Genomic DNA, 18,872 nt, shown 5'->3' on the forward strand with positions numbered 1-18,872 from the left:
GGCAACAGTCAAGAAAGGCTCAGAACCACACGGTCGATTGGCGATTTACCACCGCAGATGCTCGCGTCAAACTGAAGCGGCTTTATCCCTCAATTCAACCTTGACTCTCTACTAGGGAATACTAAAGATTCAGGGTTACGATTTTCTGGTTTAATCGCAGCAATAATTTCTGCAAGTTGAGCATTAATCGAAAATTTCCTTAAGTTCTGTCTTTTCAGACGATCTTGGGTCACAAGCTTCCTGCCGTCGTAAATAAGAACCCTCTGAAAAGTGATGACTTGTCGACCAATATGCTTCCACTGTAAAGCAAGAGCTTCGGAAGGTCGGCATCCCGTAAAGAACAGAAATTCCACAAGGGGGGCATACCTTTCGTAGTAACGATTAGCTTTGAAGGCGGCAATGATGCGATCTCGTTCTTCCCTGGTAAAAGGATTGGTTTCTTCCTCCTCTTCGCCATTAGGTTTTTCTAACTTAATTTCTGATGCCATCCCTTGAAATGGGTTGCCATCAATCAAACCAGACTTCTTTGACCACTTGCAACTTGCTGATAGCTGCGTCAAAACCCGTTTTGTGGAATCCGCAGGTACATTGGCAACCAACCAGTCAAGATAGCTTGCGCTTCAGTCAGCAATTTATAAGGACACCTGCTTATATGATTGGTGACCCATCCATACATCCGGATTGTGGAGGCTGACTTTTTGGGCGATCGCGCCTCTCTATAGCGATTCCAAATCTCAGGTAAGTCTAAGCCGTCGTTAGTATTAGTAGGCGTCGGTTCAACAGTGGTCAGAGCTACCAGAACTTTATACTTGTCGAGATTGTCGGGGTCGAACTCACCATACGCAATATCCCGCTCAACCTCCAATGCCCTGTCTTGTGTCTGCTTACGGTTGAAGGGGGTATCTCCCAAACCAGTAGACACGAAATGGCGCTTTCCATTAAAAGTAAAAACTAGTTGGAGCCGGTTATTGCTGCTTCTGATTTGGACACTACCTGTCCTTGCTTTTCTAGGGGACTTGGGAGAATACATGGCGTTTGAGAGGAGTTGGGCAAGATTTCTAGTACTAGGGTACCCACCATCCCCTCATCTTTATCTCAATCCTTATCTCAATCTTGGCTCCAAACAGCCCTAATTCCCCCTAAAAATACCCAACGTAAATCTGACATCGTTCAGCAGAGGATGCCTGAACCCCTTGTTCAGTAAGGGAAACGCTTATCCATCAAAAAAGCTGGTGACAAGACTCGAACTTGCGACCGGCTGATTACAAATCAGCTGCTCTACCAACTGAGCTACACCAGCATTCTTCCTAATATATCAGATTTTATCCGATGTCCTGCAACATTAGAAACATCCAAGCAATCGCGCTGTGCTTAATCTAACTTGATTATGAGTAAGGGAATTAGCAACCATTACTCATGATCAAAATTTTGCACTCGATCGACGATCGCTCACGATTTAAGCTTTAAAGCAGTTCCCTGAACGGTTGAAGCCGACTCAACCCTTAGCAGACGATTGATGGTAGGCACCACATCGATATTGCGAACCTGCTTGAAAGTTCTACGATCAATATCTGGGCCTGCCGCAAAAAAGATTGCACTCATGTTTGGCTTTTCTGGGTCATAGCCATGAGCGCCATAAAAACTGGGAACCGAAAACACGACACTCGCAGCAGCATCGTCACCCACGCGCGGAACTAAAGGAGTTTGAGCGCCATCGAAGTTATAACCCTCTTTGAGCGTTGCAAAAACATCGCCGCTATCCTGAGCAATAAACTCATTGGTGCCTAAGCCAAAGGTTGGGTCACTGAGACCGCTCGGTCGAGGGCGAGGATAAATCTGATCAAAAACTCGTTTGTTCTGCTTGCTGTAATTTGGGTTGGAGTCTGCTAATTCTTTTAAGGCTTTGAGCACCTGCTGCTGCAAGAGAATGTACTCGCTCCGGCTGACGGTGCCATCGGGTTCGCGTCCTTGCAGATTGATATAAACATTGACCGCAGGGCCGGACGTAATCGCCCGCACTTTCGTCATATCAACCCCTTTGTTCGTCAAAAAAGCATTCAGGTTAACGGCGGTATGAAAGGGAGAAAAGCCGTGGTCAGACACCACAATGATGTTACGTCGAGGAACTCCACCGCGAGTGGTTCCTACTGCGTCAATAATTTTTTGTACTGCGCGATTTGCAGTTTTGTAGGCGGTTTGAACATAGGTTTCATAACGGGCAATTTTTGCAGAGTCTTGCCCAGAGCCGATCGTATTCGCGTCAGCCGGATTGGTTGCTTGGCGAGAATCAATCGCGAGAAACTGATGTTCTGATCCGTCGGGTTGCTCGATATAGAGCATCACCAAATCAGCATCAGGATTTTTGGCGATCGCTCTCAGGGCGACACGAGTTTGATAATCAACAAAGGTGCGGACTTGATCTTCGTAAATGTTTTCTAATTCAAGGTCAGAAAAATCAGTCAACCCAGGAGTCGATCGCTGAGGAATCCGAAAATCGGGTTGCGGTGCCCAAAAGCCAACAGTCTGATTGATATCGTCTACGTCTGCTAGCACTGCCGAGTTGCGGGGAATCGAGTTTGCAGAATAGCGCACCAAATGAACGGTTGATAAGTCGGGTGCTAAATTGCTGACATAAAAAGCAGTTCCAGCTTTGTTAGAGCTTCCTTCTAAATAAAATAAACTCGACTTTTTGCGCTTGGCTTTTACAAATGCTGAACCCGTTGAGGGCAAACTGCCGCCCGATCGAATACCGCTTTTGGCATCAAAAAAAACCAGCGTGTCGTAATTGACTTGACGATCGTTACTCGTATCCAATGCCGCAACTTGCAGGTCATAACTCACGGCACCGACCGTAAATTGTTCTAGCCCATTCGTTTTTTGCAACACTGGACTGTAGAACGTTTTCCCTGCGGCAGTTAGCTGATCTTTTGTCTGAGTCGGTGCGGCACTAAAATCTCCGGCGCTGAGGCTAAAGCCCTTTGCAGATAACCCTGCAAAGCCGCCAAACGGCACTGTGTAATCGACCGTTCGCAGTTGGGCAGGTTGCACGATCGGGCTATCGGCGGCGCTAGAAAGTCTGATATCTGCACCATCGGCTCCAGGAAAGGTGGCTGCAACAACTTTTTTACCGTGTTGTCTGAGCTTAATCCAGATCGGTTCAGCCGTTGGGGTTGCAGATTGAGTCGCGCCAGTTGCTTCGATCGCATAGCCTCCGATCGGAGCCGCAAACCCACTAACATTTTGTTTAAACGGGCTGGCAACCAGGTGAAAACTATTGGCAACGACATCATGACGGGCAGTGGTAGAGCCAGAATTTAGGGTGGTGTGACAGGCAGCGGTTAGCGATGGATTGCAGGTGAGATTGCGCTGTGCAGAGACTCCTCGACTTTGCAGCAGTCCTAACCCTGTGCGTCGGTTGAGAACTCCTTTTGCCAAATAGTCATCAATAATGCGAGGCGTTGCGCCATCGAGTGAAATCAAAACAACTTGCGATCGCGAGGGTTTAATAACGCTTTGGGCAGTGGCTAAATGAATGGCATTCACCAATAAAAAAGTCACTAAAGCTAATGCTGATAAACGCAAAAATAATCTGCGAGGCAACCAATCAAAAATGCGCTGAGAAACCAAGGAGAGTTGAGATTCTCCCCACTTGTTAATTTTCATCGAAATTGTGAAATCCCTGAATAGTTGAATAGAGGTACAGTCTACCGCCACGATATTAAGCGCAGACTATAGTTCGATAAAGACGTGCTTAGAGAAGCCATAACCTTTTCCTAAACAAACTTGAAAACTGCCTCTTTCAATAGACAGATTCTTGCGATCGCTAAACCTCTCTTCTAGTAGCGTGATCTGCTCATTCAACACGACCTGCGATAGAGAAGAAGTCGCGACGATCGCAGTAGCCTTGAAGAGTGAACTTTTGTAAATTTGCTTTCGTTCAAGCCTTGATTTTCGACTTTCTATGGTATCCGCTTTCTTTAATTTGGAATCTAACGTATGAACGCAACTGTAGTCAGTTCCAGCAGACTAAGTAGCTGGACAACAGAAGAACTTAAAAACGAGATTTTAGCGCTTACAAAAGACCGGGATGCTGACCCGCTAAACAAAAAAGTTTTATTTTATAAAGAACAATTAGTTCCTTATTTTGAAGAGCTAAGTCGGCGCAACCCTTACCCGATCGTTGAAGATCAAGTTCCGGTTGTATTAGGGGTCTGGACACCTGTTTGGTCAACGATTCCTTTTCATGACAGCTTGCCGGGGCGCATTCACAATCAGTCGTATCAAATCTTTGGCGACAAAGGCTATTACGGCAACATTGCTCGTTATGCACCCGGAAATCAGTCTAATTTCTTGCAGAAGCTTTCATCGCTTTTGGTCGCCTATGACTTTATGGTGCTGCAATCGTTTGCGGTCAGAGACGGTCAATGGTGCATTCAAAATGTTGGCATTGAGCAGGCATTTAGAAGACGGAATAGTGCTCTGACGATCGACAAGGCAGAAGACTGGTTTACGTCGGTTGTAGAGATGCGGCTTGATGCAAAAAAAGCGGATTTACCCCAAGAGTTAACGCTGAAAAATCTAGACCGAAATACGGTCAAAAAGTTCGAGAAAACCTATCTGGCATCGCCCAAATTTGAGCATCTTTATGTAGACGAAAACTTTCGTTTGGTGAAGACGCAGCGAGAAGAAAAACAACGACCCTCTTATACGATCGCTATTCGCAGACGATAGATTTGTGAATGTGACAGATTTGCATGAGGGCACAACATGCCATGCTACTGTCAGATCGATCGCGATTGTTTTTGAAATTGGTATTAGAACACTACAGGAACGTTAACAATAATAATCCTACAGACAGGTTCAGAATCAGTTCTCACGCTTAATCGCGCTCTCGTGCCATTCTCTAAGTAAGAAGTCAGATAGCCAGGTCAAACACACGAAGACTAACACACCTGTTAACGTGATCATGAATAGAGCAGCAAACATTCGAGGAATTTGTAGATTATAACTTGCGATCAAAATCTGATAGGCTAACCCCGATTGTGAGCCTCCGGTGCCAGCTACAAATTCTGCAACGACCGCTCCAATCAGCGCTAACCCACCGCTAATCTTTAAGCCGCCTAAAAAATAGGGCATTGCACTGGGTAAACGCAGATAGATCAAGGTTTGCCAACGGGAAGCCCGATATAAGTGAAATAGGTTGATCAAATTATGATCAACGCTATTCAGACCAAGCGTGGTGTTTGATACGATCGGGAAGAATGCCACAATCCAGGCACAAACGATTAACGCTAGAAAGGTATCGTTTTTTAACCACATGATGATCAGCGGTGCGATCGCTACGATCGGAGTGGTTTGCAAAATCACCGCATAGGGAAAGAAGCTGCGTTCGATCCATTTGCTTTGGGCAAATAGAACTGAAATTAACAGTCCTGAGATTGCGGCTATGATGAACGCGATTAACGTCACTTTCAAGGTGACTAACAGAGACGGAAAGAGTTCGCCCCAGGAACTGATCAAGGTTTGGAATACTAAAATTGGCCCCGGCAACAGGTAGGGGGGCATATTTGTCACGCGGACAAAGATTTCCCACGCTGCGATCGCAAACACTCCCACCACGGCTGGGGCCAAAATGTTGGGAGAGAGCGTTCGTTTGATCAGAGAAGGATGATTTGGTAGTGTTCTGGGTTTGTCTTGATCGCCCGATCGCTTCACCTTGGACAGATTGCTAAAAAGATTGATAGACGTAGGCGGGTTGAGCCAGCCCATCCGCAAAAATTCTTGGAGTCCTAGAATCAAGACGGTCAATTGTCGCCAAAACATGATGTCTAATTTCCTTTAAAGAGTAGCGATGGGCAGATCGCGATCGGCTCCTTTGAGTGACGCTTCTGCGAGATGGCGAGACACGTCTCGGCAATAGTGGTTATAGTCTATCGAGGTGCGAAACTCTTCATTGCGCGGGTAAGGCTCATCGATGATCACATCCGCCACTACTCGACCGGGGCGATCTGCCATCACCACGACTCGCTGAGACAAATAGACCGACTCATAGATGTTGTGAGTCACAAAAATCACTGTCCAGCGCAGTTGATTCCACAACGATAAGAGGTCGCTGTTGAGTCGGCTGCGAGTCATTTCATCTAAAGCGGCAAAGGGTTCATCCATCAACAGCACATCAGGTTTTGTCACTAGCGCCCGCGCGATCGACACGCGCATTTTCATGCCGCCCGACAACTCACGCGGATAGGATTTCTCAAAGCCTTGCAAACCGACCCTCGCGATCGACTCTTCAACGGCTGCCATTGCCTCTCGCTTGGGCATTTTTGCTAGAGTCAGCGGCAGTCGCACATTATCTCGCACGGTTGCCCAAGGCATGAGCGCCGCCTCTTGAAACACATAAGCGAGTTTAGGGGTTTGACCTTGCCCCCACTCTAATTGCCCCGAACTCATCTGCCCCAGCCCGGCAATAATTCGCAGAGCGGTGCTTTTGCCACAGCCAGACGGGCCTACTAGGCTAATAAACTGCGAGGCACCGATTTCAAGGTTTAGGTCTTGCAGGGCGATCGTGCCATTGGCATAAACCTTATTGATATGACTGAGCGTAATGGTCGGAGTCATGGCGATCGAGCTAGGGTGATCAAAATCAAGCGTATCTGATTTACCGTGAATTCGATGAGATTTATCGCTTCGTCAAGAGCGGCTTCTGCCCCCTAAATCCCCCATTCTGAGGGACTTTGAATCGGAAATTTTGACTTGAAGTCCCCCAGTTTTGGGGAACTTAGGGGGCGCGATGGACTGGTAACGAAGTCGTCGAATTTACGTTGATTTAGTAGGTGGCGGCTAATCGACTCGCGAGATAGTTTCCTGCCAAGATGGGCGGATATTTGGCAGCCCGATCGCCGGGTTGCTCTAAACAGGCAATCTCAACCTCTGGGTTTGGGTCGCAGAAGAGCGCGATCGAGTAGCGCGATCGCAAACGCCCGCAGAATATTGGGGGCAACATCCGCCGTGCAGCGTTGATAAAACTCGGTCACTACTTCGCGAAACGCCTCTTGACGAGGGGTGCGACCTCCACTTGATTTAGAAGTTGAACCATGATATCACTCAGTGATGCAACTCAGAGAGGGAAGAATGGGCGCTCAATTGCTGAGTCAATCCGGGACGCAAGTGACGATAGAAGTCACCGTAGACCTGAGTCGTTCCCTGCTGACAAGTGAAGAAGCGATTCAGGAAAGCCTGAACGAGGCGGGTCGGATTGCCACTACAGCCGCCCTTGAGTATCTGGACACCGATGGCTCAGCCATTGAGATTGCCGGAGAGGTGATGCGAACCAAAGGCAAGCAGCCGAAAGCGTATCAAACACCCTACGGAGAAGTCGTGATTGAACGCCATGTCTATCAGCGTTCTGGAGGCGGTAAAACGGATTGTCCGCTAGAGCGAGCCTCCAGAATCATCATCACCTCCACCCCGTTGTTTGCGAAACAAGTGTCCTCGAAACTTGCCTATGGTTCCGCCCGAGAGGTGCAACGAGATTTGGCTGAGAACCATCAACGCCCCGTTGCCGTTTCGTACATTCAGCGCATCAGCGAAGCAGTTGCCACGATCATTGAGGTGAAAGAAGAAAGCTGGGACTATGTGCCGCCGCAATTGGAAGCGGAGATTGCCAGTGTTGCGATTGGCTTAGATGGCACCTGTATGCTGTTGTGTGACACTGGATGGAGAGAAGCCATGGTCGGCACCATCAGTCTGTATGACGCGTTTGGAGAACGACAACACACGATTTATATTGGCGCTACTCCCGAATACGGCAAGAAGACGTTTCTGGAACGGCTAGAGCGAGAAATTGCTCGTACTAAAGCTCGTTATCCCCAAGCCACCTATATCGGGATTGCGGATGGGGCAGCCTCAAACTGGCAATTCCTCAACCTCCATACTCAGGAACAAGTGCTGGATTTCTATCATGCCTCCGCCTATCTCGGTGCGGTTGCTGTGGCGCTGTATCCCACTCATTTAGCCCAGCAACGGCACTGGCTTCAGGAGAGTTGTCATCATCTCAAACATGACCCAGGGGCAGCCACCCAACTCTACCAACAGATGCTGAAGTTATCTCAATCTTCAGAACACTCGAAGACAATTCAAGAAAACTTGGCAGCAGCAGTCACCTACTTCCAGAATCATCACCATCAGATGGACTATGCCCTTTATCGCAGCAGACACTATCCGATTGGCTCTGGAGTCACAGAAGCTGCCTGCAAGACTGTAATTAAGCAACGGTTGTGTTGTTCTGGGATGCGGTGGAAGGAGAAAGGAGCCGCCGCGATTCTGAGTTTGAGAGCGTTAGTTTTAACCTCAACGCGTTGGGACCAATTTTGGAACAAGCTGAATCAATACGGCTTTTCCATTGCCCTCTAAGAATATTAAATAGTATTAAATAGAGGTCGCACCCCGCCATGAAGTCCCGTTTACGATGTCCTGTCAATTTCTTAGCGGCATCTTTGAGCGTAACTTTGATGGTTTCATTGAGCATGATTGCTTGGGGTTCCTCTCCTACACAGTTGAGGACAGGCAGGGTGATTGCCGATCTCTTCACCTCTGGAATGCCTGGGACTTTATTTCTTGGCAAGTTCCTTATTGCAGTGATTAGTGCTTGTGCGGAGTCAAAGAAGCTCCTAGCAATTGAGAAAGCCAGACCTCAAAGCTGTGAATTGGATAGCGTCGAATGGCTTCTGTGGGGTTTACCATCGGCTTAACCAAAATTGTAAACATTCCCAAGCGATTTCCGGCAAGCACATCTGTAAACAAGCGATCGCCCACCATTCCAACTTGGTTCGGGGGCAAATTCATCCCCGTCAAGGCTCGTCTGAGTTTGCGACGAGACGGCTTCCCGGCTCCAATAATGTAGGGCAGACGGAGCGGCTCGGCAATGCGCTTGATCCGCGCTTCGCTAATGTTATTGCTGACCAACCAGAGCGTTGCTACCTGCTGAACTGCTTCAATCCAAGGCTGTAGCTCCTCAGACGCGTGAGCAGATGTGATCGGCACCAACGTTTCATCAACATCCAGCACCAGCCCTTTTAGACCAGAACGCTGAATGATTTCAGGAGTCAAACTGAGGATAGAGCTTTCTAAAATTAGATCAGGTTGTAGGAGGTTGCCCCAAGACATAAAACGCAGCCTAGTAATAAAAGGATTTTAACTCAGTTGGAGAGGTTCGCCGCTTAACTTCTATCTACAGACAGAGAGAAATAATACCCATTTCAAAAACAATTGCGACCGATTGAACGATCGCGAGAGGGTACGACATGTCGTGTCCCTTACCAGAACGAGCGTAAAGCCCCGATCTTTCAAGTCGGGGAGATAAGCGATGGACGATCGATCCAGCGTCCTATCTCTCAACAATCAGAACAGAGAGATTCTCAATACATCTTATTAGCCCGGCAACCATTGTGATGACCTTTGACCCTTACCCTAAATCCCTCTCCCAGAACGGGCAGGGTGGTTTCATGCAAGAGTTACGGATTGCTAATGTACCCGCTTCAATTTCAAAAACTGGCAGATTTAACTCGTAAATTGGGATCTCATTTTCATGCAACGCCTTAGCTTTTGCAGCGCACTACCTTAAGTCTTCAGTTAATCGCACGTCTAAAATCTGCCCTGGCTGAATCGTGGCAGATTTAGGAGCCGTCACATAAGTCACCGCCGCTCCTGCTGCCGCTCCTCCAATCACGTTGCCGCCAGAAAGTCCGCCTAAAATGGCACCTGCTACCGCCCCAATGCCTGAGTTGCGGATCAATCGATCGTTAGAAACTTTACGAGCACCGCCTAACACCTCTGATTGGGCAACGATCGCCACATTCTGCCCTTGAAGTAAAATTGCCTGAGCAATAAAACGACTGCCGCCGCCGATCGTTTCAAACTTCCCTAAGACTTCTGTGCCTTCTGGGGCGATTAAATTGCCAGCGCGATCGCGCAAACTATTTTGCAGCACCAAGACTTCTTGACGAGGCTGATCGGCTTGCAGGGACAATGCTTTGCTGCCAGGATATCGCAAGCTCAACACCGTGCCAGCCGGGACGATCGCTCCAGAATTGTAGCTGATCAATCCGGGTGGCTGCTGAGACGATCGCTCTAGCACAGGCAGCGTCGGCAGAGGTTGACCAAACTCGATCGTGTTGATTTGCCCCGATTTTGCTGAACGATTCACGATCGCCGCTTGGGGCACAGTTGGCTCTAGGGGTGGCACCGTCACGGCTGTCGCTGGGTTAGAAACCCCGGCAGGCGGCAGGTCAGACGCAGAATTAGGAATAGGCGCACGGTTGAGCGGTGGCACACTCACCGATGGGGCTGCGGTTGCAGAATTGGGCACCGTGACGGGCGGCAAAGAATCTGGAATCGCAAGACTCGGATTAATTTCTGGGAGTTGCAGACTAGGGGCTGGCTTTTGAACAATCCTCGGAGACGGCTCACTGTTTGAGGTTGGCACTTGAGGAGAAACGTCTGGAGACGCTGGCTTGGTCACAGACGGTTCAAGACTTGGGGCAATCCCTGGCGGAAAGTTTTCGGGAGATGGCGGAGTCGGAGAATTGGCAATTTTAGGCGAGGTTGGTTCAGCCACCACTGGGGGCACCGTCGTTGGAGGCAGATTGGTCGAGAGGGGTGGAGTCACTGTGGGTCGGGACACCGCGATATCAATAGGTTTGTCTGAAATAGGTTTGTCTGAAATAGGTTTGTCTGAAATAGGTTTGTCTGAAATGGGTTTGTCTGGAATGTTTGGGATCGCACGATCGGCTTCACGCGGCGCACTGACTTCGGGCTGAGTAGGCAAGATGCCCGGAGGATAGACTACTGGAGGAGCCTGATCGATTGCGGTTGGCGGCAGGCTTGAAGTTGTGGCAGGTTGCTTGGTTGCCGCTTGAGCCAGGAGGGGACGCAACACCCAACGATCGCTAGATTGTTCTGCATCGCCGACTCGCTGAAGCTGTGCCTGTCCCCGCAATAGGGTTGCATCGGGCGAAAGCTCTAACACAATGCGCGTTAGCCCTGGCTTGACCTGAGAAACCCGAACTTGTCGCACCGCTCCTTCATAGGTTTGCTGTCTCTGGACGCTTCCCACTTCGGTATCGGGCAAATCTAGGACAATGCGAGCGGGTCGCGCCATCAAAAAATAACGAGGCTTCACACCGTCTTTTAAGGTGACTTCTAGCTGGTTTGCGGTGGGGTCATATTGCCAGCCTGTTAAAGGAGCAGCCCAAGCAGGAGCCGAATCTAGACAGACGGCAAGGGAAGCTAGATAAAAGATACCTTTGCCCAACCCGTTGTGCGATTTTTTTTTCATGGTCGCGCGAAAGCCTTCAACAAACCTGGTTCATAGGATAATGCCAAGTGTTGATTTTGCAACAAATTCTGTCAGAAAAGTTAGGGATTTGTCAGCAGGGAACAAATTTTCTCAACCTGGTCTGAATAAGCTGTGTCGCTCAAAACAGGAGTTGCCCCTTCTAAAGCGATCGCCTCTTTTAAATCAATCCACGATCGACACCCGCCATATTCACTCTGATAAGAAATGACGTGGGTTTGGGAGAGGTTAGACACGCGCAAAAGCAGAATATAGAGCGGTAATTTTGGCTTCCATTGAAAGCGCTCTGCGGCAAACTGGGCGTTCCAAATATGAAACGGTAAAAGCGAGTCTAGAACTGCCGCTTCGCTGACTTGAAAAATCTCGGTAATCGCCGCCACTGAACTAATTTGCACCGTTTCAGGATGCCAGCCAGACGGGACTGCCTTCACCTTAGCTTGGAGATCATCTTTTAATAAATGGGGCTGCTGGTGTTCATAAGTTGGGTAGAGCAACACTTGAGTTTGTTCGACAGAAAAGCGTCTCTGTTCTCGAATGCCACCTTTTCGCAGCAGCACGATCGTCCTCCCAGTTTCTAGCGCATCGACAGCGATCGCCCACTCTTTCAGCGCATGGCTCAGATTTGCCATAGGTTTTGAGGCTTAAATTTTTAGGTTTGAGAAAAACTCTGAACACACCATAAAAAATGGAAACAAGATGCCTAATAGCCCAATCCAGCCGCCAAACTGCCCCAAAAAGAGGAAGAGCGTTTTGGTGTTTCCGGCAGAGCGATCGTGCGACATTGCCACAAATCGAGAACTGGCACTAATCAGCAATGCGCCGCCTAACCCCAACGGCACGCTAATCAAGAACCATGTTTTGAGTCGATCGCCCGGATCGATCAGCGCTACAGCAGGAAAGAAGACAAAACTAACAAATTCCACAGTCACCCAAAGACCCAGCGCGATGAAGAGGTCTTTTCTCTGCAACTCGTCGAAAGAGAAGTGATTCATGGTGAGATGCTAACTCTAAAGGTTTTGGATCAATGACAACTGACATAGACTATTTTTGCGAATCGGACGATCGTCGAATCTTTAGGTTTTCTCCTCGCTTGGGTTGAGAAAACCCTGTTAACTTAACTACCATGAAAGAAGCCTTGATGGGCAGTGCTGGATTACACAGTCATCAAGTTCAGCTTTTACGATCGCACCTTCAACGGAGAAAACTGTTATGACGACTCACGATTTATTGATGCTGGCTTTAATGCTGTCTCCCGGTATTTTACTATCAGTATTGGTAATGGCAAGCTTTGCCGCAGGCGGATAAAGCCAAGAACAGGAATAAGCGGAAATTTAGGTTTATCCTTTCCCCTTGAGACAGCACAAAGAGCCACTGAGAGCCTACCGTGCACACACAAGTCTCTTGGTTGGTCATTGCTGAGATCTTTGCCCCCTAAATCCCCCATTCTGGGGGATTTAGGGGGCTGAAGCCGACTGAAACGCAGCGACAAAGACTTGTGTGACACCGTGGGTTCCTGAGAGCAAGGGTAAATAGGAGCGCGAATACGAGGAGCGAAGCTAACGCCAATGACGCAAACACTCACCAAATCTACAGATCAGCGAATTGTTCTAGAGGGAACGTGGGAGCATTTCAAACACCTCCAAAAAGGGTATGAAGGAATCTCCCGTGCAAAGCTGACTTATTACAACGGAACGATCGAGATCTTTATGCCCGGTGAAGACCACGCCACATTTACCCACGTTATTGGCTATCTGATCAGCACCTTTCTGATTGATAGAGGCATCGCATTTAAACCTACAGGTGACAAAACTCAAGAGCGAGAGGGTGAAGTCTCTGCACAGGCAGATCAGTCTTACTGGATTGGGCAGCAGAAACCCATTCCCGATCTTGCGATCGAAGTCGTCTTCACCAGTGGCAATGCTGCCAAACTTTCCAAATACGGTGCGTTAGGCGTTTCTGAGGTGTGGTTTTGGGAAGACGGCACATTGGCGCTCTATCATCTGAGAGACGATGGCTATCAACGCATCAATCGGAGTGAGCTACCAGGGTTAGAGGCTCTAGACTTAGATTTGCTAAAACGCTGTATTCTCGTTGGAGAGACCGATTTGGGTAGAGCGGTTCAGATGTTGCGATCGCAGGAGGGCAATCACCCATGATAGTCAGTGGAAAACTGGAACTCACTATTTAAGCCCTATCTCCTGGAGCCTTTGTTGAAGATAAGCGCCTGCCGTAATCGGAGGAAAAGTTGCATGACCTCCGGTTTTAGAAATGCTGCTGGGCAGAGGTGTTAAGTCTGCTTCAGGTTTGGGATGAACAAAATAAGGCATTGAGAAGCGACGATCGCGATCGTGATCAGGATTGACCACTTGATGAGTTGTGCTTTTGAGCAATCCATTCGTCAATTGCTGAAGCATATCGCCACTATCGACAATAATTTGACCTTCGAGAGCGTGAATCGGTCGCCACAAACCATCTCGTTGCCGAAGTTCTAACCCGTCTGCGGTGGCTTCACACAACAACGTGATCAGATTGATGTCTTCGTGAGGAGCCGATCGTAAACTGGCTGGGTGGGCATCGATCGAAACAGGCGGGTAGTGAATGACGCGCAGAATTGTGTCACCGCCGATCGTCATCTCTCGCAGCAGATTTCTCGGCTCTCCTAAATACAGCGCACAGGCTTCTAGCAGTTTGGCGGCACAGGCTGCAAGTTGAGTATGCAGTTCGTTTAGAGTCGGGGCAAACTGCGGAACTTCTGCGGGATGCAGGTTCGGCAACTTTGACGCGCCGACATGCCAAAATTCTTTGAGATCGGGGACGGGATGATCTTTCGCGTGTTCTCGACCAAAGCGCGTAAAGCCTCTCTGTCCGTTGAGTTGCGGATCTTCATAGCGTCGCTTCACCGCTTCTGGAAGCTCAAAAAAAGTTTGAGCAACCTGATAAGCAGACTGAATCAGCGTGGAGTCAACGCCGTGATTAATCACCGCAAAAAAGCCGATGTCTTCTAATGCAGACCCCATCGCTGTCACAAAACTTTGCTGTCGCGGGGGCGAATCAGAGAGAAAATCTTGTAGATCGACTACAGGAATGGTTTGGAGACGCATAGATGGAAGGGCAAACGATGGATACGCTTTCTTTGATAAATGTCGCAACGTGGCTGGTTCCAGTTTATGCAGCATTGGTGACGATCGGCGGCATTATTGGCTACACCCAGTCTAAAAGCAAAATCTCGCTGATCGCTGGTTTAGGAAGTGGGGCAGCCTTGGCGATCGCAACCTTACAGCCTCCGGTGATGCGGTTTGCGATCGCTGCTTTAATTGCCGCGCTGTTGCTGGTGGTCTTTGTCGTGCGGTTTTTGAAGACTCGCGCCTTCATGCCTGCTGGACTGATGGCGATTCTGAGCGGTGTGGCTTCGACGCTCTTTATTTTAGGCTTTTTTGCCAATCAAACCATTCGCTGACTCTTTGTTATGCACAGTCTAGAACACGACGACGGTGCGCTCTTGGGTCAATAGTTAGGGAGCGTCTCCCAAAAGGGGATATTGACGACTCCCTAGCCCCAACTTCCTACAGTTGAATGGTTGTTCGGTTATGCAACTCCTCTACTTGAATTAGGAAACCATCACCCAGAACAATGTTGAATTTCACTAAAGAACGTTCAACTTGATAACCGGGCAACACTCGGACGATTTGATATTCAGTCATCAAATCACTCATGCCATCCCATTTGAACAATGCCAGTTGATTGGATGCAATCTCACTCAGTTGTGAAACAAACTCTTCAATGCGATCGCTGACATTCACGAGAATGCCAGACGAGAGGAAGATGTAACGCTCTTGCAAATCCAAAGTGACACTGACTCGATAACGTTTCTCGATTGAGCAACGCAACTCAACGGTGAACGAAATCGAGCCAGGAACGATCGTCCTAACTCCCATAATATTTTGTCCTCTCGGTTAATTCAAAGAGGACAAGAATGCTGATTTCTCAGAGATTCTATAGGGATGAAAAACATATGCAGGATCTTGATTCCAGCCTTTCAAGATCCCATAGCAAAACCGACGGTGTACAATCATGAACGCCTCCTGAGTTAATGCAAGTAACTAGGGATGGAAGTCCTCGGAGTCTGATTTCGTAGATCAGGCTTCGGGGCACAACTTCATCACTGCGGTGTATTGTACAAGAGTTTTTTGTTTTTTGGAATGCTGAATTTTTGAGGAGGTGCGCTTACCCTTTGATTTCTGCTTGTCCCATTTCTCGTGGATGCCGCTTGTGATGAAAAGCAACCGATCGCTTAACCCACTAATACTTAGCTTTTTTCGGTTTGATACGAGTCATGTTTGCGTTGAATGATGTCCCGCACAACCTCCGATCGCATCTTGGGACGTTCATCCATAAAAGTTTATAATTCTTCAACAAAGTAACGGGTGTGCTCTCATAGAATCAGAATCTCCAATGAAAAGTGAGGGGAGATACCCGGAAAGTTTCGGGGTATCTCCCCAAACCAGAGAGATATACGGAAGGTTTCCGTATAATCAATAGTTCGGTTGCTTGAGTCATTGGTTGGGACAGAGACCACACAAAGGCTTAAAATTCTGATACAAGTACTTCTTAAAAGGATCTGACTGATGAAGGCGTTCAACATTGAAGACACGGCAATGATTTTGATCGATCATCAGGTCGGGACAAACACCTGGGCAAGCACAACTCCGCTTGAACTCTTGCAACGAAATGTGATTATTCTGGCAAAATTCGCCAAAGGCACAGGAATGCCAACCGTTTTGACTTCAAGTCAAGAAACGAATGTCAACGTTCAAGGTCCGTTGATGCCCGAACTACAAGAGATTTTGCCCGAAGAATTTGCCGCACGGATTAAGCGTCAAGGGGTGGTCAACGCTTGGGATGATGAAAATTTTGCGAATGCTTGCCGTAACACGGGGAAGAAAAATTTTGTGATGGCAGGCGTAACAACCGACGTTTGCATGGTTGCGCCTGCAATTAGTGCGCTTGAAGAAGGTTTCAACGTCAAGGTTGTGTGTGATGCCTGCGGTTCGACGAATCAGATTGCGGAAGAAATGTCTTGGCGCAGAATGGAACGTGCGGGTATCGGCTTAACCAGTACAAATGCGATAGTTGCTGAACTGGTCAAGAATTGGGCTTCGACTGCTGGTGCGATCGCCTTCCCTTTGTTGACATAAAGCAAAGTAATGCGGAATTGCCAAACCTGAGTTAAAACTTTCGTAAACACAATCGAACAACGCTGTTGCAGCGGACTACCAAGGTTCACTGATGCCGATGCCAAGACGATTTACAGCCGCTGAACAGCAACGTTAGCTTGCGGCGCACAGCTTGGAGAGTTGCGCTATTTTTGTAAAATCATAAGCACAATGCCTTCTCTCGAAATTATCTGCATCCAACAACTGGAGCCGACCGACTTTTCGCACTTGCCGTTCAGGGTTGAGGCAGAGACGGTGTTGACTTCACATCGCAGCCCACAGCCTTTGTTCCAAGGAGATTTTGATAAGTTGCAAGGCTGTATCTATCATCTGCTTGATGAGAAGAGCGTAACTGCTTACAATCTTCTCAAGCGAGATTGGTATAGAGAAGGCGATGATTCAGATGATAATGTAGAATTCAAGGATGAATACTTGCCTCTTGTAAAAAGCCTGCTTAAACAGTTGCTTGCGGCTTCACCTGTTGGTCAAATTCTGTTCACAACAGATTATCAGTTTGGTTCCGATGGCGCAGAAAGGTATGGATCAATTTCATTCTCTGAGTTTTGGCAAATGCACAATGCGGGTAAGGTCAAAATGAACGCCTCATACTTGATATCCGCAAGCTAACAACTCGGTTGCAGCGGACACATAGATGTTCTGTAAAATCTTGGGAGTGCTCCGTGCCGCTGAACCGACCCGTTATACGGCTCAGTTTTCGGTGCAGACGGTACACTTCAGCTAGTGGTGGGATGCGATCGTAAATAATTTTCGAGATCATCTGCTGGAGCATAGTAATGAAAGAGTGGTACAAGGAAGACCTCGCATACATTCATGATGTTGGTCATAGTGATTACGCTCTCAAGTCAGCCCCTGGCATACTCAAAATTTTGGCTCAAAACAACATTCGAGACGGTTTAGTAGTGGACTTGGGCTGTGGAAGTGGATTATCAGCTTTAGAACTCACGAAAGCGCATTATCAGGTTTTCGGGGTGGATATTTCTGAGTCTCTGATTTCAATCGCTCGAAATAGAGTTCCAAGTGCTGAGTTTCGAGTTGAGTCACTATTTAAGGTCGATATCCCATCTTGTAATGCGGTTATCTCAGTCGGTGAATGTCTCAATTACCTGTTTGATGATGATAATAATTATCAAATACTCACTCAACTTCTTGAGCGTATTTACAACGCATTAGCTCCGGGGGGTGTTTTTGTTTTTGATATTGCAGAACCCGGTCAAGTGATAGAAGGCAACAGAGTTAAAAGTTTTACTGAGGGGAAAGATTGGATAGTGCTGGTTGAAAAGGAGGAGGATCAGGAGAAGTTAGTCTTAAGCCGTCGCATTGTCACTTTACGCAGAGTGGGAGAATACTATAGGCGGGATGACGAGTTGCATTATTTGGGATTGTATAAAGCCGCAGATATTACTGAGAAGTTGAGCCAAGTCGGTTTTACTGTTGAGAGTATGGAGAGTTACGGTGATTACAAGTTACCACAAGCTCATGTTGCCTTTGTTGCACACAAATCAATGTGACATCGAAAATTAGGCGATCACCATATAACAATTGCGGTGCAACGGATTGAGGGAAGCCGCTGGGGCTAAGTTCAAGGGGATCGGCAACCGCTGACCGCAAACGTTAGACCGACAGCGCCATTTAGTTCACTTGTACTGTATGCTAAAATCTTCGTGACGCTACGATCTAACTAGCGTTGGAGCCGACAACCGAATTTGCATTCTTCGTCAGTGAGCAGAACCGCTTGCGGTTGCGGCTCAACTAGGTTTTATGCGGCTAAGGTTTTGGTAGAGACAACCTTGAAAGGTTAGCTCAGATCTTGCACCCGTCTCAACGATTTCCCGATCACCCGCCCTGAATTAAAATTCGGGCTAGTCGCAAAAGTCCTCTGAAGAGGACTGAGCCAAAGTTTCAACCCGTTTCAATGGGTTTAAGCGATGAGCCAGGAACTTCAGTTTTGGGCGGTTGTTGACAGAGGTGCAAGATCTAAGTTAGATCTGATAGACGATTACCATGACAAACTCTCTGGGTTTCGTAAATTGAAAACTGAGCTATTTGTTTACTTATGTTTAAGCTAGCTTCCGATTACAACCATCTAAGTGACTTACTCGCATCGCAACATTGGAGAGAAGCCGATGATGAAACTGCCAGGATTATGCTGAAAATTGCAGAAAGAGAGGCAGAGGGGTGGTTAGATTGTAATTCGATAGGACTTACGCATTGACAAAAGTAGCAAGGTCTGAAGTCAAGCCACCGTCGATTGGGAGAGGTTTTCCAAGATGAACTGACGGATCACG

Annotated in this window: 20 protein-coding genes and 1 tRNA gene; 8 read left to right on the forward strand and 13 right to left on the reverse strand. The window is 47.9% G+C overall.

Annotation, left to right across the window (positions count from 1 at the left end; all coding sequences use genetic code 11):
- Nucleotides 1–89: 89 nt before the first annotated feature.
- From BRW63_RS25710 to BRW63_RS25725, 4 genes are all read right to left on the reverse strand, one after another.
- On the reverse strand, nt 90–599 hold the full coding sequence (locus tag BRW63_RS25710) for a site-specific integrase (protein WP_181314501.1): 510 nt from the start codon (nt 597–599) through the stop codon (nt 90–92).
- Nucleotides 557–1,030, reverse strand: coding sequence for an Arm DNA-binding domain-containing protein (locus tag BRW63_RS30105; RefSeq protein ID WP_073075185.1), 474 nt, complete (start codon nt 1,028–1,030; stop codon nt 557–559). Before BRW63_RS30105 ends, BRW63_RS25710 begins: the two co-directional genes overlap by 43 nt.
- A gap of 197 nt (nt 1,031–1,227) precedes the next feature.
- A tRNA-Thr gene (locus BRW63_RS25720) sits at nt 1,228–1,300 on the reverse strand.
- Between the two features lie 149 nt (nt 1,301–1,449).
- The gene (locus BRW63_RS25725) at nt 1,450–3,663 is read right to left on the reverse strand and encodes an alkaline phosphatase family protein (protein ID WP_083583260.1); all 2,214 of its coding nucleotides are present in this window, start codon (nt 3,661–3,663) and stop codon (nt 1,450–1,452) included.
- Nucleotides 3,664–3,996: 333 nt separating this feature from the next.
- On the opposite strand from BRW63_RS25725, the gene BRW63_RS25730 reads away from it, so the two are divergent.
- Entirely contained in the window at nt 3,997–4,731 is a 735-nt protein-coding gene (locus BRW63_RS25730; protein ID WP_073075186.1) for a hypothetical protein, read from the forward strand.
- 135 nt (nt 4,732–4,866) lie between these two features.
- Here the strand turns inward: BRW63_RS25730 and BRW63_RS25735 are convergent, their stop codons facing one another.
- The 3 genes from BRW63_RS25735 to BRW63_RS28630 form a co-directional block, all read right to left on the reverse strand.
- On the reverse strand, nt 4,867–5,823 hold the full coding sequence (locus tag BRW63_RS25735; protein WP_223257521.1) for an ABC transporter permease: 957 nt from the start codon (nt 5,821–5,823) through the stop codon (nt 4,867–4,869).
- A 15-nt stretch (nt 5,824–5,838) separates the two neighbouring features.
- On the reverse strand, nt 5,839–6,618 hold the full coding sequence (locus tag BRW63_RS25740; RefSeq protein WP_073075187.1) for an ABC transporter ATP-binding protein: 780 nt from the start codon (nt 6,616–6,618) through the stop codon (nt 5,839–5,841).
- A 208-nt stretch (nt 6,619–6,826) separates the two neighbouring features.
- Nucleotides 6,827–7,003, reverse strand: a complete 177-nt coding sequence (locus BRW63_RS28630) for a hypothetical protein (RefSeq protein WP_181314502.1) — start codon at nt 7,001–7,003, stop codon at nt 6,827–6,829.
- A 128-nt stretch (nt 7,004–7,131) separates the two neighbouring features.
- Here BRW63_RS28630 and BRW63_RS25745 point away from each other — a divergent pair, with 128 nt between their 5' ends.
- A complete protein-coding gene (locus BRW63_RS25745) occupies nt 7,132–8,412 on the forward strand; it encodes an ISKra4 family transposase (protein WP_073075188.1) in 1,281 nt (426 codons plus the stop codon).
- 228 nt (nt 8,413–8,640) lie between these two features.
- Here BRW63_RS25745 and BRW63_RS25750 read toward each other — a convergent pair whose 3' ends face one another.
- From BRW63_RS25750 to BRW63_RS25765, 4 genes are all read right to left on the reverse strand, one after another.
- Complete coding sequence (locus BRW63_RS25750; protein ID WP_073075189.1) at nt 8,641–9,165, reverse strand: YqeG family HAD IIIA-type phosphatase; 525 nt, start codon at nt 9,163–9,165, stop codon at nt 8,641–8,643.
- Nucleotides 9,166–9,613: 448 nt separating this feature from the next.
- A complete protein-coding gene (locus BRW63_RS29740) occupies nt 9,614–11,335 on the reverse strand; it encodes an AMIN domain-containing protein (protein WP_073075190.1) in 1,722 nt (573 codons plus the stop codon).
- A gap of 80 nt (nt 11,336–11,415) precedes the next feature.
- Nucleotides 11,416–11,982: a DUF1802 family protein gene (locus BRW63_RS25760; RefSeq protein ID WP_073075191.1), complete on the reverse strand. Its 567-nt coding sequence runs from the start codon at nt 11,980–11,982 to the stop codon at nt 11,416–11,418.
- Nucleotides 11,983–11,994: 12 nt separating this feature from the next.
- Nucleotides 11,995–12,345, reverse strand: a complete 351-nt coding sequence (locus BRW63_RS25765) for a hypothetical protein (protein WP_073075192.1) — start codon at nt 12,343–12,345, stop codon at nt 11,995–11,997.
- A gap of 573 nt (nt 12,346–12,918) precedes the next feature.
- Between BRW63_RS25765 and BRW63_RS25770 the strand changes: the two genes are divergently transcribed.
- A complete protein-coding gene (locus tag BRW63_RS25770) occupies nt 12,919–13,509 on the forward strand; it encodes a Uma2 family endonuclease (RefSeq protein ID WP_073075193.1) in 591 nt (196 codons plus the stop codon).
- 24 nt (nt 13,510–13,533) lie between these two features.
- On the opposite strand, the gene BRW63_RS25775 is transcribed toward BRW63_RS25770, so the two are convergent.
- Nucleotides 13,534–14,454, reverse strand: a complete 921-nt coding sequence (locus BRW63_RS25775) for an isopenicillin N synthase family dioxygenase (protein ID WP_073075194.1) — start codon at nt 14,452–14,454, stop codon at nt 13,534–13,536.
- Nucleotides 14,455–14,456: 2 nt separating this feature from the next.
- Between BRW63_RS25775 and BRW63_RS25780 the strand changes: the two genes are divergently transcribed.
- Entirely contained in the window at nt 14,457–14,810 is a 354-nt protein-coding gene (locus BRW63_RS25780) for a TMEM14 family protein (RefSeq protein ID WP_223257522.1), read from the forward strand.
- A 106-nt stretch (nt 14,811–14,916) separates the two neighbouring features.
- Here BRW63_RS25780 and BRW63_RS25785 read toward each other — a convergent pair whose 3' ends face one another.
- The gene (locus BRW63_RS25785; RefSeq protein WP_073075195.1) at nt 14,917–15,288 is read right to left on the reverse strand and encodes a hypothetical protein; all 372 of its coding nucleotides are present in this window, start codon (nt 15,286–15,288) and stop codon (nt 14,917–14,919) included.
- Nucleotides 15,289–15,978: 690 nt separating this feature from the next.
- Here BRW63_RS25785 and BRW63_RS25790 point away from each other — a divergent pair.
- The 4 genes from BRW63_RS25790 to BRW63_RS30110 all read left to right on the forward strand — a co-directional run bounded on the left by BRW63_RS25790 (nt 15,979) and on the right by BRW63_RS30110 (nt 18,799).
- On the forward strand, nt 15,979–16,548 hold the full coding sequence (locus BRW63_RS25790) for an isochorismatase family protein (RefSeq protein WP_073069802.1): 570 nt from the start codon (nt 15,979–15,981) through the stop codon (nt 16,546–16,548).
- Between the two features lie 189 nt (nt 16,549–16,737).
- The gene (locus tag BRW63_RS25795) at nt 16,738–17,193 is read left to right on the forward strand and encodes a hypothetical protein (RefSeq protein WP_073069803.1); all 456 of its coding nucleotides are present in this window, start codon (nt 16,738–16,740) and stop codon (nt 17,191–17,193) included.
- Between the two features lie 167 nt (nt 17,194–17,360).
- Nucleotides 17,361–18,095 carry a class I SAM-dependent methyltransferase gene (locus BRW63_RS25800; RefSeq protein ID WP_073069804.1) on the forward strand — a complete coding sequence of 245 codons (735 nt, stop codon included), beginning with the start codon at nt 17,361–17,363 and terminating at the stop codon, nt 18,093–18,095.
- Nucleotides 18,096–18,640: 545 nt separating this feature from the next.
- Nucleotides 18,641–18,799, forward strand: coding sequence for a GUN4 domain-containing protein (locus BRW63_RS30110; protein ID WP_083582704.1), 159 nt, complete (start codon nt 18,641–18,643; stop codon nt 18,797–18,799).
- Nucleotides 18,800–18,872: the final 73 nt, after the last annotated feature.

It is taken from the genome of Phormidesmis priestleyi ULC007, assembly GCF_001895925.1.
GTDB lineage: Bacteria > Cyanobacteriota > Cyanobacteriia > Leptolyngbyales > Leptolyngbyaceae > Phormidesmis_A > Phormidesmis_A priestleyi_A.